Annotated in this window: 15 protein-coding genes; 7 read left to right on the top strand and 8 right to left on the bottom strand. The window is 65.7% G+C overall.

What is annotated here, in order from left to right; all coding sequences use genetic code 11:
- Positions 1-24 precede the first annotated feature (24 nt).
- The 4 genes from AC1DT6_RS05260 (at position 25) to AC1DT6_RS05245 (ending at position 3,839) form a co-directional block, all read left to right on the top strand.
- Complete coding sequence (locus tag AC1DT6_RS05260; protein ID WP_441628635.1) at positions 25-960, top strand: glutathione S-transferase family protein; 936 nt, start codon at positions 25-27, stop codon at positions 958-960.
- A gap of 65 nt (positions 961-1,025) precedes the next feature.
- Positions 1,026-1,931, top strand: coding sequence for an SDR family oxidoreductase (locus AC1DT6_RS05255; protein ID WP_441628633.1), 906 nt, complete (start codon positions 1,026-1,028; stop codon positions 1,929-1,931).
- Positions 1,932-2,050: 119 nt separating this feature from the next.
- On the top strand, positions 2,051-2,971 hold the full coding sequence (locus AC1DT6_RS05250) for an alpha/beta fold hydrolase (protein ID WP_441628631.1): 921 nt from the start codon (positions 2,051-2,053) through the stop codon (positions 2,969-2,971).
- Between the two features lie 157 nt (positions 2,972-3,128).
- A complete protein-coding gene (locus AC1DT6_RS05245; protein ID WP_477114536.1) occupies positions 3,129-3,839 on the top strand; it encodes an aspartate/glutamate racemase family protein in 711 nt (236 codons plus the stop codon).
- Between the two features lie 42 nt (positions 3,840-3,881).
- Here the strand turns inward: AC1DT6_RS05245 and AC1DT6_RS05240 are convergent, their stop codons facing one another.
- The 5 genes from AC1DT6_RS05240 to AC1DT6_RS05220 form a co-directional block, all read right to left on the bottom strand.
- Positions 3,882-4,262, bottom strand: coding sequence for a type II toxin-antitoxin system VapC family toxin (locus AC1DT6_RS05240; protein WP_441628627.1), 381 nt, complete (start codon positions 4,260-4,262; stop codon positions 3,882-3,884).
- Complete coding sequence (locus tag AC1DT6_RS05235) at positions 4,259-4,465, bottom strand: type II toxin-antitoxin system VapB family antitoxin (RefSeq protein ID WP_441628625.1); 207 nt, start codon at positions 4,463-4,465, stop codon at positions 4,259-4,261. Before AC1DT6_RS05235 ends, AC1DT6_RS05240 begins: the two co-directional genes overlap by 4 nt.
- A gap of 194 nt (positions 4,466-4,659) precedes the next feature.
- Complete coding sequence (locus tag AC1DT6_RS05230; RefSeq protein ID WP_441628623.1) at positions 4,660-5,028, bottom strand: VOC family protein; 369 nt, start codon at positions 5,026-5,028, stop codon at positions 4,660-4,662.
- Positions 5,029-5,364: 336 nt separating this feature from the next.
- A complete protein-coding gene (locus AC1DT6_RS05225; protein WP_441628621.1) occupies positions 5,365-5,886 on the bottom strand; it encodes an O-acetyl-ADP-ribose deacetylase in 522 nt (173 codons plus the stop codon).
- 81 nt (positions 5,887-5,967) lie between these two features.
- Positions 5,968-7,116 carry an iron-containing alcohol dehydrogenase gene (locus tag AC1DT6_RS05220; RefSeq protein WP_441628619.1) on the bottom strand — a complete coding sequence of 383 codons (1,149 nt, stop codon included), beginning with the start codon at positions 7,114-7,116 and terminating at the stop codon, positions 5,968-5,970.
- Positions 7,117-7,403: 287 nt separating this feature from the next.
- Here AC1DT6_RS05220 and AC1DT6_RS05215 point away from each other — a divergent pair, with 287 nt between their 5' ends.
- From AC1DT6_RS05215 to AC1DT6_RS05205, 3 genes are all read left to right on the top strand, one after another.
- Positions 7,404-8,372, top strand: coding sequence for an alpha/beta hydrolase (locus AC1DT6_RS05215; RefSeq protein ID WP_441628706.1), 969 nt, complete (start codon positions 7,404-7,406; stop codon positions 8,370-8,372).
- A 131-nt stretch (positions 8,373-8,503) separates the two neighbouring features.
- The gene (locus tag AC1DT6_RS05210) at positions 8,504-9,490 is read left to right on the top strand and encodes a tripartite tricarboxylate transporter substrate binding protein (RefSeq protein ID WP_045236343.1); all 987 of its coding nucleotides are present in this window, start codon (positions 8,504-8,506) and stop codon (positions 9,488-9,490) included.
- Positions 9,491-9,590: 100 nt separating this feature from the next.
- Positions 9,591-10,028, top strand: a complete 438-nt coding sequence (locus tag AC1DT6_RS05205; RefSeq protein ID WP_441628617.1) for a YbgC/FadM family acyl-CoA thioesterase — start codon at positions 9,591-9,593, stop codon at positions 10,026-10,028.
- Positions 10,029-10,118: 90 nt separating this feature from the next.
- On the opposite strand, the gene denD is transcribed toward AC1DT6_RS05205, so the two are convergent.
- The 3 genes from denD to AC1DT6_RS05190 are packed head-to-tail and all read right to left on the bottom strand — an operon-like array spanning position 10,119 to position 13,314.
- Positions 10,119-11,096: a D-erythronate dehydrogenase gene (denD, locus tag AC1DT6_RS05200; protein ID WP_441628615.1), complete on the bottom strand. Its 978-nt coding sequence runs from the start codon at positions 11,094-11,096 to the stop codon at positions 10,119-10,121.
- 52 nt (positions 11,097-11,148) lie between these two features.
- A complete protein-coding gene (otnI, locus tag AC1DT6_RS05195; RefSeq protein WP_441628613.1) occupies positions 11,149-11,931 on the bottom strand; it encodes a 2-oxo-tetronate isomerase in 783 nt (260 codons plus the stop codon).
- A gap of 39 nt (positions 11,932-11,970) precedes the next feature.
- Positions 11,971-13,314, bottom strand: a complete 1,344-nt coding sequence (locus tag AC1DT6_RS05190; protein WP_477111165.1) for an MFS transporter — start codon at positions 13,312-13,314, stop codon at positions 11,971-11,973.
- Positions 13,315-13,452 lie beyond the last annotated feature (138 nt).

The raw sequence follows: 13,452 nt of genomic DNA, 5'->3' as shown, positions 1-13,452 counted from the left end.
GACAACAAGAGCGACAACGACAACATGGCCGATCTAATCCTTCACCAGTACGCAACCTCGCCGTTCTCAGAAAAGATCCGGCTGCTGATGGGCGCCAAGGGCCTGGCCTGGCAGGCGGTGGAAGTCCCGCCGATCCTGCCCAAGCCGGATGTGGTGGCGCTGACAGGCGGCTACCGGCGTACCCCGATCCTGCAGGTGGGCGCGGACATCTATTGCGATACCGCGCTGATCTGCGAGGTGATCGACAGCGTGGCGCCCGCGCCCGCGCTGTACCCCGCGGCGCAGGCGGCCAGCGCGCGTGTCGCCGCGAGCTGGTTCGATACCGCGCTGTTCACCGCCGCCGTGACTTACCTGTTCCAGCCGGCCGGTGCGCAAAGCATGCTGGGCCATCTCACGCCAGCGCAGATCCAGGCCTTCGCCGCAGACCGCAAGGCCATGCGTGGCGACACCAATGCGTTGCGCATGCCCTTGCCCGAGGCCATCGCGCTGCTGCACGAAACCTTCGGCCGGCTGGAGCAGCAATTCACTGCCGGCGTGGCGCACGTGGCGGGGCCCGAGCTGTCGGTGGCGGATTTCTCGCTGTATCACAACGTCTGGTTTATCCGGCGCGCCAGCGAACTGGCCCGGCTGCTGGACGCGTATCCGGCCGTGCAGGCCTGGTATGACCGCATGCAGGCCTGCGGCCATGGCACCGTGCGGGTGATCGGCAGCGAGGCCGCGCTGGACGTGGCGCAACGCACCGATCCGCTGGCGCAGACCGGTGGGGTGGCGGCCGACAGCGGTTTTGAGGCCGGCGATGCGGTTACCGTGACGCCGACCGACTACGCGCGCGACCCGGTGGCGGGCGTGCTGGTGGCGCTGGATGCGCACCGCGCCGTGCTGCGCCGGCAGGACCCGCGCGCGGGCGCGGTCAATGTGCATTTCCCGCGCCAGGGCTATCAGGTGCTGCGCGCGGGCTAGGACCGGCGCGCGGCGGGACTGGCAAGACAACCCCATACCAACCAGAGCAACCAGAGGCAGACAACATGAAGCAATTCCAGGGCAAGGTGGCAGTGATCACTGGCGGCGCATCCGGCTTCGGCAAGGAATTCGCCAGGCTGGGAGCGGGACTCGGCATGAAGCTGGTGCTGGCGGACGTGCAGGAAGATGCACTGGACGCAACGGTGGCGGAATTCAAGGCGCAAGGTGTGCCGGTCGTCGGCGTGCGCGTGGACGTGTCCAAGGCGGAGCAGGTCCAGGCGCTGGCCGATGCCGCCATCGCCGCCTTCGGCCAGGTCAACCTGCTGTTCAACAACGCGGGCGTCGGCGCGGGTGGACTGATGTGGGAGAACAGCGAGCGCGACTGGGAGTGGGTACTGGGCGTCAACCTGTACGGCGTGATCCACGGCGTGCGGATCTTCACCCCGCTGATGCTGGCCGCCGCGGCCAAGGACCCGTCGTTCGAAGGCCATATCGTGAATACGGCTTCCATGGCCGGCCTGCTAAGCCCGCCTGCGATGGGTGTCTATAACGTTTCCAAACACGCCGTGGTTTCCTTGTCCGAATCGCTGTACCAGGATCTCAGCCTGGTCAGCGAGCAGGTGCGTTGCTCGGTGCTATGCCCGTATTTCGTGCCGACCGGCATCACGCAATCGGGCCGCAACCGCCCCTCGGAACTGGCCAACGAGGCGCCGCCCACGCGTTCGCAACTGGTGTCGCAAGCGCTCTCGGACAAGGCGGTCAGTTCGGGCAAGGTCACGGCCGCAGAAGTGGCGCAACTCACCTTCGATGCGATCCGCGACAACGGTTTCTATATTTACTCGCATCCGCAGCAACTGGCGCCCGTGCGGCAGCGCTTCGAAGATATCATTAGCCAGCGCAACCCGAGCGATCCGTTCGCCGACAAACCGGAGGTGCGCGCGGGACTGGTCGCGGCCCTGCGCGGCGAGTAAGCCGCCAGGCGGCGGACAGGGCATCGGCTGGTGGACCGGACGACCTGCCGGCCCTGGGCGCCGCGGGCGGCAGCCAGTCCATCGGAGACAAGTCAGCCATTGCGGCAAGGGAGGATTCCATGACCAAACCTGCAGTCATTCGCCATCTGCAGTACGCCACCTTACCCAACGGCACGCGCCTGCATTACGCCAGCGCGGGGGAGCGCGGCAGGCCGCTGGTGCTGTTCGTGCATGGCTTCCCGGAATTCTGGTACGAATGGGAAGAGCAGCTCGCCGAGTTCGGCAAGACCCACTACGCGGTGGCGCCGGACCTGCGCGGCTTCAACCTGTCGAGCAAGCCCGCCGACGTGGAATCCTACCGGCCGCGCCACATTGTCGAAGACCTGGTGCAGTTCATCAATGCGCTTGGCTATTCGCACTGCGTGGTGGTGGCGCACGACTGGGGCGGGGCGATCTGCTGGAACCTGGCCATCCAGTTTCCGAAGATGGTCGAGCGGCTCGTCATCATCAACTCCCCGCATCCTTACGTGTTTGCCAGGGCCCTGACCAGCGATCCGCAGCAGCAGGAAGCCTCGGCCTATATGAACTGGCTGCGCGCGCCGGGATCGGAAGACGCGCTGGCGGCCGACGGCTTCGCCAGGCTGGAGAGTTTCCTGACCGGAGGCGGCAAGCAGCCCGCGCCCTGGTTTGCCGGCGAGACACGCGAGAAATACCACGCTGCCTGGTCGCAGCCTGGCGCCGGCGGCTCGCACTCGCTGACCGGCGGCGTCAACTATTACCGCGCCTCTCCGATGCATCCGCCGGGTCCCGGCGAAACGCCGCCCGATATTTCCAAGCTGGACCCCGCGGCATTTACGGTAAGGGTGCCGACCCTGGTGATCTGGGGCGAGCGCGATACCGCGCTGCCCAGGAGCCTGCTGGATGGCCTGGATAAGTTCGTCCCGGACATGCGGCTGGAACGCATTCCGGACGGCACGCACTGGGTCATCCACGAACAACCGGAGCGCATCAACCTGCTGATCCGCAGCGCCTTGCCCTGAACCGCGCCTGACGCGGCTGCCTTTCCGGCCAGCCGCGTCAGGCGTTTGCCGCAGCGCTGGCCCGGTGGGAAACCGGCGCACTGTGCATGGGGCAGCGTGCCGCCGGCTGCTACATTGACCGGATTCGACAGCGCCGGTGCGCGCAAGGAAGGTCAAGATGAAGACGATCGGACTGATCGGCGGCATGAGCTGGGAATCCTCGGCCGAGTACTACCGCCTGATCAACCAGGACATGAAGCAGCGCCTGGGCGGCCATCACAACGCGCGCAGTGTCATGGTCACGGTGAGCTTCGAGCAGATCAAGGCACTGCAGCACGCGCAACGCTGGGACGAACTCGGCGAGTGCATGCAGCAGGCCGCCTTGCAGGTACAGGCGGCGGGAGCGGATTTCGTGCTGCTCTGTACCAATACCATGCACCGCGTGGCGCCGGCCCTGGAAGCCGCGCTCGACATTCCCTTCCTGCATATCGTCGATCCCACCGCGCAGGCCTTGCGCCGCTCCGGCATCACGCGGGTCGGCCTGCTCGRCACGGCCTTCACGATGGAGCAGGACTTCTATCGCGGCCGCATGCAGGAGAAGCATGGTATCGAAGTGGTGGTGCCGGAGGCCGCGGACCGTGCGCTGGTCCACGGGATCATCTATGACGAACTCTGCCATGGCATCGTGCGCGACGGCTCGCGGGATGCGTACCGCCGGATCATCGATGGCTTGCAGGCCCGGGGCGTGGGCGGGGTGATCCTGGGGTGTACCGAGATTGCGTTGCTGATCGGGCAGGATGATGTGGCGCTGCCGGTGTTCGATACCACTGCGCTGCATGCACAGGCGGCGGTGGGATGGGCGCTGGAGGGGGCGGTGGCCACGCGCTAGACCAGGCACGGGGGAGGGAGAGGACGTTTCGGGAGCCTGCACCTAGTGAAGCTTGGGGCGATGCGCCACACCAAAACGCTCCGACAAATCGTCGAGACGCTTGTCCAGTGTCCATAGCTGCGCGCCTGGTGTGATCAGAGTGGAAGCCAGTAATGAGACGTCTACCAGGCCGCAACCTAGCCCATACAATTTCTCGTGTTCGATAAACGCCATTACCTCTGCAAGGCTAGCCTGCTGGGCAGGCTGCAACAGTCCGATGTCCCCGAGTGTCCGGGTACGTGGTGCCGGAGGCGTCCCGAAAGCCAATTCAACCACGACCATAGGATGGGTCAGTGCTTGATCTGACAGGATCAAATTGACCAGTGCGTTATTGCGGTTCCTAAAATGATCTACCCATACCGAAGTGTCGACGAGTACGCTCATTTCGCTTGAGGCCCCGTACGGCGACGCGACACATCTTGCATGTCTGGAGCGGTACCACCGAGGGCCGCGAGGCGCTTGGCCGCTTGTACCCGGACGAACGTCTTAATCGCCTCCCGAAAGAGGTCAGATTTGTCCATGCTGGGGTCGGCCACGTCTAGCGCTTGTTCATAGAGGGCATCGTCGATCATGACGGTAGTGCGCATAACGTGCTCCTTGCCTCAAAGTTGATGTAAATTTGCACCAATAACAGCATCTCGGCAAGGCGCTCGAAGCTGGCGTTTTCCGCTGTTGCACGCGGCGGACTTCGTCGTGGCGGCTTCTCACGGGAAGCGCGATGCCGCGGAATGCCGAAGCCCGTGGCAGTCGTCGCGCCACTTCCTCTCGATGCGCATGCGTCTTATCCCTTCGTGAAGATTTCCAGGAGATGCTTGCTCGGATCTTCGAAATAGATTCTGCGGCAGCCATCGTCCGTGCTGACCTCGCCGGGGCGGCGGCGGTATGGGTCCGACCAGTACATCAGGTTGCGCGCGCGGATTCGGGCGAGGCTTTGCCCGAATTCGACGTCGCTGATCAGAAAGGCATAGTGCTGCAGGGCAACATCGCCTTGCGCGTCCATGAAGTCCAGGGTGACTTCGTTGTCCAGCCGTACGGCAAGAAACGGCCCGAACGGCACGGCAGCGGGACGTCCGAGGATCTCGCAGAGGAAGTCGGCGGACACCTTCTTGTCATGAGAAAAGACGATGGTGTGGTTGAGCTGGATGGCCATGTCGCAATCTCCGGGACGAGGTATGTGCAAGCGGAGCCCACGCTGAACCCTTACGAGCGCGCGGATATTGCTTGCGGCTTGCTGGTCCAGCCAATCCGGTGCCGCATCTGCGCGGCCACGCGCCGGGCATCATCTTCCGCATGCAGGTGGGCGCTGGTGGTGGGCAATGGACTCGTGCCCGAAATTGTCTCTGGCAAACCGCAGGTTCACCTGCTGGCCATGCAACCAACCGGGAATCGCCAGCGCCCGATGCCCGGTTGCCTGAAATCGCTTCGGCCACGTTGCGGCAAGCACCGCCGGCGTGGCCCGAAGCTCAACGCGATCAACGCAACGCGATCAACTCAACCGATGCCGGTACAGCCGGTAATTCTCATCGTCGAAGCACACAAAACTGACCTGCTCGATGCTGGGGGCCGCCGCCAGCGCCTTGCGCACTGCCTCGATGGCAATATCCACGGCCCGCTCGCGCGGGAATCCGTAGATGCCGGTGCTGATGTTGGGAAAGGCGATGGTCCGTAGCTTGTGCTGCGCGGCCAGCGCGATGCTCGCCTGATAGGCGCTGGCGAGCAGGGCGTCTTCGTCGTGGCCGCCCCCTTGCCAGACGGGACCGACCGCATGGATGACGTAAGGCGCGGGCAGCAGGCCGCCGGTGGTCATCACCGCCTGGCCGGTGGGGCAGCCGCCCTTGGTTTCGCGGATGCCGCGGCAGGCGGCCATGATGGCGGGGCCGCCGGCGCCGTGGATGGCGCCATCGACGCCGCCGCCACCGAGCAAGCCGCTATTGGCGGCATTGACGATGGCGTCGACTTCCATGCGGGTGATGTCTCCGTGCAAGACCTGCAGGTGTTCCCCTGTCATGACCTCTTCTCCGTGCTGGTTGGATAAAGCTGGACCGCCCCGGCTGTTCCGCGCACCTGTGCTGCCGGCCCGCCGCGGCACTTACATGGATTCCGCCAGCATACGCCGATAATCCGCGGCGCTGGCCTCTTTCGGGTTGGTCTTGTGGCAATGGTCCACCAGCGCACCGGCGATCACCTTGTCGAACATGTCCTCGGTGACGCCCATCTGGCGCAGGCCGGTGGGCAGCCCGAGGCGCGCCGTCATGTCATGCACGGCCTGGGCCAGGTCGGCATCCGCGGGCAAGCCCATGGCGTGGCGCAGGCGGGCGTAGCGGTTGTCGCGCACCACGCTGGGCGCGTCGGCGTTGAAGCGCAGCACGGCCGGCATCACCACCGCGTTCAGGGTGCCATGGTGCAGGCCGGTCTTGCCGTCCACCTTGAGGCCGCCCAGCGGGTGCGACAGCGAGTGCACGCAGCCCAGGCCCTTCTGGAAGGCCATGGCGCCCTGCATGGACGCGCTCATCATGTTCAGCCGTGCCTCGCGGTCCTGGCCGTCACGCGTGGCGCGTTCGATGTGCTTCCAGCCGCGTTCCAGGCCGTCCAGCGCGATGCCGTCAGCGGGGGGGTTGAAGGCGGGTGCCAGGAAGGTCTCCACGCAGTGCGCGATCGCATCCATGCCGGTGGCGGCGGTCAGGCTGGCCGGCAGGCCCAGCGTGAGGCCCGGATCACAGATGGCGGACTTGGGCAGCAGGTGCCAGGAGTGGAAGCCGAGCTTGCGGCCGTCTTCCAGGATGATGATGGCGCCGCGCGCGACTTCGCTGCCGGTGCCCGCGGTGGTCGGCACGGCGATCAGCGGTGCGGCGCGCTCGGTGATCCTGGCGCTGCCGCCTTCGATGGTGGCGTAGGTGGTCAGCTCGCCGGGATGGGTGGCGAGGATCGCAATGCCCTTGGCCAGGTCGATGGAGGAGCCTCCGCCCACCGCCACCAGTCCGTCGCAGCCGCCTTCCCGGTATTGCGCGGCGGCCTTCTTGACCATCGCCTCGGTCGGGTTGGAGGGGGTTTCGTCGAAGATCCCGTGCGGCAGGCCGCCCAGGGCGTCGATGGCCTGCTGGGCTACTCCGGCGGCGACCACGCCTTTATCCGTCACGATCAGGGGGCGGCGGATGCCGATGCGCTCGCACTCCGCCTTGAGCTGGCCGATCGTGCCGAAATCCAGGTGGATATGGGTGAGGTAATAAATGAAGGCCATCTATGCTGTCTCCGTCGGTGAGGGGTTTTATTTTCTTCTGACGATGGCCGATGATCGCGCAAAACCTGCCGATCTGGCCAGCCCCGGCTAAATTTCATAGGCTTTGCTGCCGAAACATACGGAATCATACTAAAATCGAACGATCGTTCACAATTCGAACATCCGGCATGCCAGAGCGGCCGGCGCTTCGGTTTGCCGAAGGTTCGTTGCCACTACACTGACCGTCTTTCATGTCCGCTGTTCCGTCTGCCTCCGTGTCCGCCCAGCCCGCGCCTGCCATGTCCGGCATGCCCACGGCCCCGCTCGACCCGCAGGTGGCGGCACTGCTGGAGTTGATCGGACGGGTCAAGCGCCCATCCATCCACGAACTGGATCCGGCCGACGCCAAGATCGCTTACGAGAAGAGCGCGCCCATCATGGATATCGCGCCGCAGCCCGTGCACAGCGTGGAAAACCTGAGCGTGGCCGCGCGCGATGGCTACGATATCCCGGTGCGCCTGTACGCGCCACGCGAGGCCAACTGGACCGAGCCGCTGCCGCTGTTGCTGTATTTCCACGGCGGCGGCTTCACGGTGGGCAGCGTCAATTCGCATGATCCGCTGTGCCGGTTGCTGTGCGCGCAGGCGGATTGCATGGTGCTGTCGGTGGACTACCGCCTGGGCCCGCAGTGGAAATTCCCCCACGCGGCGAACGATGCCTTCGACGTGATGCAGTGGGTGTTCGACGAGGCCGCGCGCCTGGGTGCCGACGCCAGCCGCATCGCCCTGGGCGGCGACAGCGCGGGGGGCACGCTGGCCAGCGCCTGCGCGGTGCACGCGCGCGATCTCGGCCTGGCGCCGGTGCTGCAGATGCTGATCTACCCCGGCACGTGCGCCCGCCAGGACATGCCGTCGCACCGCGCGCTGGCCGAGGGCTACCTGCTGACGGCGCCGATGATCCAGTGGTTTTTCGCGCAATACCTGGACAGCGAAGCCAGCCGCGACGACTGGCGCTTCGCCCCGCTCGATGGCGGCGGCCAGGGCGCCAATGTGCACGGCTGCTGTCCCGCCTGGATCGCCGTGGCCGGCTACGATCCGCTGCACGACGAAGGCGTGGCCTACGCGGCCAAGCTGCGCGCCGCGGGCGTGCCGGCGCATCTGGCCGACTACCCGGGCATGATCCACGATTTCTTCAAGCTGGGGCGCTTCGTCCCGGCGGTGGCCGGCGCCCATGGCGACGCGGTCGCCGCCTTGCGCATCGTCTTCGATGGCGGATGAGCGCGGCTCGCCGGACACCGCCGGCAGCCGGATCGAAGCGGTCGCAGAACCCCCGGTTTTGATGGCTTTACCAGTAGTGCATTACTTGTACTTGTAGTAGCAATTGCAATAGCAACAGGAGACAGAGACTCATGCATCGCCGCCAATTCCTCGCCCATGCGGGCGCGCTCGCCGCTACCGCGGCAACCCTCGGCCTGGCCAGCGCGCCGGCCCTGGCGCAGGCGGACAATTTCCCGCAACGGCCGATCCGCCTGATCATCGGCTATACCGCCGGGGGCTCCACCGACCTGCCGTTCCGCGTGCTGGCGGAAAACGCTTCCAAGATCTTCGGCCAGCCGGTGATCATCGAGAACAAGCCGGGAGCGGGCGGCGTGCTGCCCGCCCAGCTGATGCAGTCGACCCAGCCTGACGGCTACACGCTGGCGCAGGTAGCGATGCCGGTCTACCGCCTGCCGTACACCACCAAGATCAACTGGGACCCGGTCAAGGACCTGTCCTACGTGATCAACCTGGCCGGCTACTCGTTCGGCCTGGTGGTCCCGGCGGATTCGCCAATCAAGACCATGCAGGAATACATTGCCTATGCGAAGGCCAACCCGGGCAAGCTGACCTACGGCTCGCCGGGTTCGATGACCACGCTGCACCTGACCATGGAAGAGCTGGCCATGAAGCAGAACGTGCAGTTCTCGCATATCCCGTACAAGGGCAACTCGGAATCCATGCAGGCCCTGCTGGGCGGTCACGTGATGTCGGTGGCCGATACCCCGGCCTGGGCGCCGTACGTGGAATCGGGCAAGCTGCGCCTGCTGTCGACCTGGGGCGAGAAGCGCTCGGCGCGCTTCCCCAATGTGCCGACGCTCAAGGAACTGGGCCTGGGCATCGTGCAGACCTCGCCGTTCGGCGTGGTGGCGCCCAAGGGCACCGATCCGAAGATCGTCAAGAAGCTGCATGACGGCTTCAAGAAGGCCATGGAAATGCAGAACTACCGCGATGCGCTGGCCAAGTTCGACATGGAGCCTTACTACATGAGCAGCGAGCAATATGCCAAGTTTGCGGCGGATACGGTCAAGAAGGAAAAGGCCATTATCGACAAGCTGGGGCTGAACAAGCCGCAATAAGCAGGGCATAGCCTGCCTTGAGCCGGCGCCGCCCTGTCAGGGGCTGGCGCCGTTTTCATATCGGGCCGGTTTTCGGCCGGCAATCAAGGGGAACGCCGTCATGGCAAAGGAAGATTTCCGTCACAGCATGCCGCTGCGCGTGCGCTGGGCTGAGGTCGATCCGCAGTCGATCGTCTTCAACGCGCACTACCTGACCTACTGCGATATCTGCGTGACGGAGTACTGGCGTGCGCTGGGGATCCGGTATCCGGAGGACGTGCTGCACGCGCATGGCGTTGATATTTTCGTGGTGAAGTCCACGCTGGAGTATCACGCGTCCGCGCGCTTCGACGACATGCTGGAAATCCGGGGGCGTATCGCACGTCTGGGCCGCTCCAGCATGTTGTTCCGCGTGGAGATGTATCGTGGCGACGAGCACCTGATTACCGGCGAGATCGTCTATGTGTGCGCGGACCCGGCCACGAAGAAATCGGCGCCGGTTCCCGGGCCGGTACGGGAAACGATCACGGCTTATGAGGCCGTGAAGCCGGACGCCTGAGCCGGCTGGCTCCCGGCTGCGCGGTGGTTGCTTAAGCGGCGGCGCTGGCCTGCGTGCACGCCAGCGCCGCTCGAAAAGGCGCCTGGAAACTCAGCGCGCCGCGATACCGGCATCCTCCATGTAGGCCCGGATCACCGCATCGAAATCCGCGTCCCCCTGGAACCCCAGCGCCAGCGCCCGCGCCGTGTTCCACGCGGCGGGCCAGGTGCCGACGATATTCTCGATGCGCGCCTCGCGCTCCCAGCTCACCCGATCCGCCACGGCATCGCCGGCCACGCGCCGCAACGCCGCCACCATCTCCCTGGGCGTTACCGACAGCCCCGGCAGGTTCACGGTCCGGCGCTCGCCGAAATCAAGGCCATCGATTTCCATGCCGCGCACCAGCGCAGCGATGGCCCCGCGCGGCGACAGCAGCCACAGCGGCGTGTCCGGCGCCACCGGGCAATTGGCCGCCTCTCCAGCCAGCGGCTCGCGAATGATCCCGCTGGCGAACGACGATGCCGCGGCATTGGGCTTGCCCGGCCGTACGCTGATGGTCGGCAGCCGCAGCACGCGCCCGTCGACAAAGCCGCGCCGGCTGTAATCCGACAGCAGCAGCTCGCCAATCGCCTTTTGCGCGCCGTATGAGGATTGCGGGTTGAGCGCGGTATCGTCCTGCACCACGGCGGGCAGGGTGCCGCCATACACGGCGACCGAACTGGTGAACACCACGCGCGGCCGATGGCCCTGCGCGCGGCAGGTTTCCAGCAGCGCACGGGCGGCGTCGAGATTGACGCGCATGCCCAGCTCAAAATCCGCTTCCGCCTGGCCGCTGACGACGGCCGCCAGGTGGAACACCGCGCCGGTACGGGCATCGACGGCCTGTGCCAGCACCGCGGGGTCGGACAGGTCGCCCGTGACCACGCGCACGCGTGCGTCGTCCAGCGGGGGCGGGGCCACCACGTCGAGCAGGGTCAGGCCTTCGATGGCGGCCGGCTTGCCGTCGATGTCCAGGGTGCCGCGCTTGAGCAGCAGGCGGGCCAGTTGCAGGCCGAGAAAGCCGGCGCCGCCCGTGATCAGTACATGCATCTTGATCTTCCAGTTGTCTTGCAGTTGATTGGTTCGTGCCGCAAGCGGGCGCTTAGCCCTTCAGGTAAGGCTTGAGCCAGCCCAGCCCCGCCGAGGTGCCGGCGCGCGGCCGGTATTCGCAGCCGATCCAGCCGTCATAGCCAAGCCCGTCGATCACATCGAACAGGTACGGATAGTTCAGTTCGCCCAGATCCGGCTCGTGCCGCTCGGGCACGCCGGCGATCTGGATATGCCCGATGCCGGCAAAGTCACGCTTGAGCTTGACGGTGAGGTCGCCTTCCACGATCTGGCAGTGGTAGCAGTCGAACTGCACCTTCAGGTTGGCCGCCCCGACTTCCTTGCAGATGGCCTGGCCGTCGTCCTGGCGGTTGAGGAAATAGCCGGGCATATCGCGGGCGTTGATGGGCTCGATCAGCACGGTGATGCCTTGCGCGGCGGCGGCACGGGCGGCGTGCGCCAGGTTCTCCAGGTAGCAGGCACGATGGCGCGCGCGATCGGCGCCGGCGGGCACCAGGCCGGCCATCACGTGGACCTTGTCGTTGCCGATCACGGCCGCGTATTCCAGCGCGCGGGCGAAGGCATCGCGAAAACCGGCCTCGCGTCCCGGCAGGGCCGCCATGCCGCGCTCGCCGGCGTTCCAGTCGCCCGGCGGCGCGTTGAACAGGGCCTGGGTCAGCCCGTTGGCATCGAGGCGAGCCCGGATCTCGGCAGCGGGATGTTCATAGGGGAAGAGGTACTCCACGGCCTTGAAACCGTCCGCCGCCGCGGCGGCGAAGCGGTCCAGGAAGGCGTGCTCGGTGTACATCATCGACAGGTTGGCGGCAAAGCGCGGCATGCGGTGCTCCAGGAGAAAGGGTGGTTCTTGTGTCTTGGCTTAGCGGTTGACCAGCTTGCCCGGCGTGAGCCAGACCAGCCCGGCGCCAAGCACCAGCATGGCCGACAGCACATACATGCTCGACTGCGTGCTATGGGTGAGGTCGGTCAGGTAGCCCACCATGTACGGTGCCACAAAGCCCGCCAGGTTGCCCACCGAATTGACCACGGCAATGCCGGAGGCGGCGGCCAGGCCCGACAGGAAGGCGGTGGGCAGCGACCAGAACAGCGGGGCACAGGTCAGCACGCCGGCGGCGGCCAGGGACAGCGCGGCGATGGCCACCACCGTATTGTGGGTAAACGAGGCGGCAATGGCAAAGCCCACCGCGCCCATCAGCGCCGGCACGATCAGGTGCCAGCGGCGCTCGCGGCGGGCGTCGGCGCTGTGGCCCAGGAAGTTCATCACCACGATGGCGCAGACAAAGGGAATGGCGCTGAGCAGGCCGATATTGAGGTTGCCCTTCACGCCGCTGGTCTTGACCAGGGTGGGCATCCAGAAGGTCAGCGCGTATTGTCCGGTGACGAAGCAGAAGTAGATCAGGCACATCCACCACACGCGGCGATCCGAGAACACCGCGCGCAGCGAGTGGCCGGTGCCCGAGGCATTGGCCTGGCGCGAGTCTTCCTCGATATTGCGCTTGAGCACGCGCTTCTCGTCGGCGTCCAGCCAGGGCGCCTGGTCGATGCCGTTCTTGAGCACGAACACCGTGATCACGCCGATCAGCAGCGCGGGCAAGGCTTCGAGCAGGAACATCCATTGCCAGCCGCGCATGCCGCCGTAGTCATGGAAGGCGTCCATGATGAAGCCCGACAAGGGATTGCCGAACATGCCGGCCACCGGGATGCCCGACATGAACAGCGCGATCATCTTGGCGCGCCGGTTGGCGGGGTACCAGTAGGTCAGGTAGAGGATCACGCCGGGATAGAACCCCGCTTCGGCCAGGCCGAGCAGGAAGCGCATGATGTAGAAGGTGGCCGGCGTTTTCACGAACACGAACAGCGCCGAGATGATGCCCCACGTGATCATGATCCGCGCAATCCAGATGCGCGCGCCCAGTTTGTGCATCAGCAGGTTGCTGGGCACCTCGAACAGGAAGTAGCCGATGAAAAACAGTCCGGCGCCGAGGCCGAACACGGTCTCGGAGAAGGCCAGGTCCTGCGCCATCTGCAACTTGGCGAAGCCCACGTTGACGCGGTCCAGGTAAGCGATCACGTAGCACAGCATCAGGAAGGGCATGATGCGCCAGAACACCTTGCTGTAGGCGCGCTTTTCGATGTCCCGGTCGATGCCCCGGTCGATGTCTTGGCCGGCGCCGGTCAGCGCGGCCTGGGTGGAAGTATTCATGGTTGTCTCCGTTGTTTCGGCTTGATGCCGGCCTGGATCCGGTCCGGATCGGCAAGCCGAGGGCGAACGCTGCCCTTGCCGCGGCCCGAGGGGAAATCGGGGCGTGCGGCCGGGCCGTTCTGTTTTGCTTATGTTTGT

This window comes from Cupriavidus sp. 01L45 (assembly GCF_056399885.1).
This window is presented reverse-complemented; position numbering and strand designations above follow the sequence as displayed.

Coding starts and splice junctions, on each gene's coding strand:
- AC1DT6_RS05260 (WP_441628635.1), top strand. CDS start 25: ATGGCCGATCTAATCCTTCACCAGTACGCAACCTCGCCGTTCTCAGAA.
- AC1DT6_RS05255 (WP_441628633.1), top strand. CDS start 1,026: ATGAAGCAATTCCAGGGCAAGGTGGCAGTGATCACTGGCGGCGCATCC.
- AC1DT6_RS05250 (WP_441628631.1), top strand. CDS start 2,051: ATGACCAAACCTGCAGTCATTCGCCATCTGCAGTACGCCACCTTACCC.
- AC1DT6_RS05240 (WP_441628627.1), bottom strand. CDS start 4,262: ATGAGCGTACTCGTCGACACTTCGGTATGGGTAGATCATTTTAGGAAC.
- AC1DT6_RS05235 (WP_441628625.1), bottom strand. CDS start 4,465: ATGCGCACTACCGTCATGATCGACGATGCCCTCTATGAACAAGCGCTA.
- AC1DT6_RS05230 (WP_441628623.1), bottom strand. CDS start 5,028: ATGGCCATCCAGCTCAACCACACCATCGTCTTTTCTCATGACAAGAAG.
- AC1DT6_RS05225 (WP_441628621.1), bottom strand. CDS start 5,886: ATGACAGGGGAACACCTGCAGGTCTTGCACGGAGACATCACCCGCATG.
- AC1DT6_RS05220 (WP_441628619.1), bottom strand. CDS start 7,116: ATGGCCTTCATTTATTACCTCACCCATATCCACCTGGATTTCGGCACG.
- AC1DT6_RS05215 (WP_441628706.1), top strand. CDS start 7,404: ATGCCCACGGCCCCGCTCGACCCGCAGGTGGCGGCACTGCTGGAGTTG.
- AC1DT6_RS05210 (WP_045236343.1), top strand. CDS start 8,504: ATGCATCGCCGCCAATTCCTCGCCCATGCGGGCGCGCTCGCCGCTACC.
- AC1DT6_RS05205 (WP_441628617.1), top strand. CDS start 9,591: ATGGCAAAGGAAGATTTCCGTCACAGCATGCCGCTGCGCGTGCGCTGG.
- denD (WP_441628615.1), bottom strand. CDS start 11,096: ATGCATGTACTGATCACGGGCGGCGCCGGCTTTCTCGGCCTGCAACTG.
- otnI (WP_441628613.1), bottom strand. CDS start 11,931: ATGCCGCGCTTTGCCGCCAACCTGTCGATGATGTACACCGAGCACGCC.
- AC1DT6_RS05190 (WP_477111165.1), bottom strand. CDS start 13,314: ATGAATACTTCCACCCAGGCCGCGCTGACCGGCGCCGGCCAAGACATC.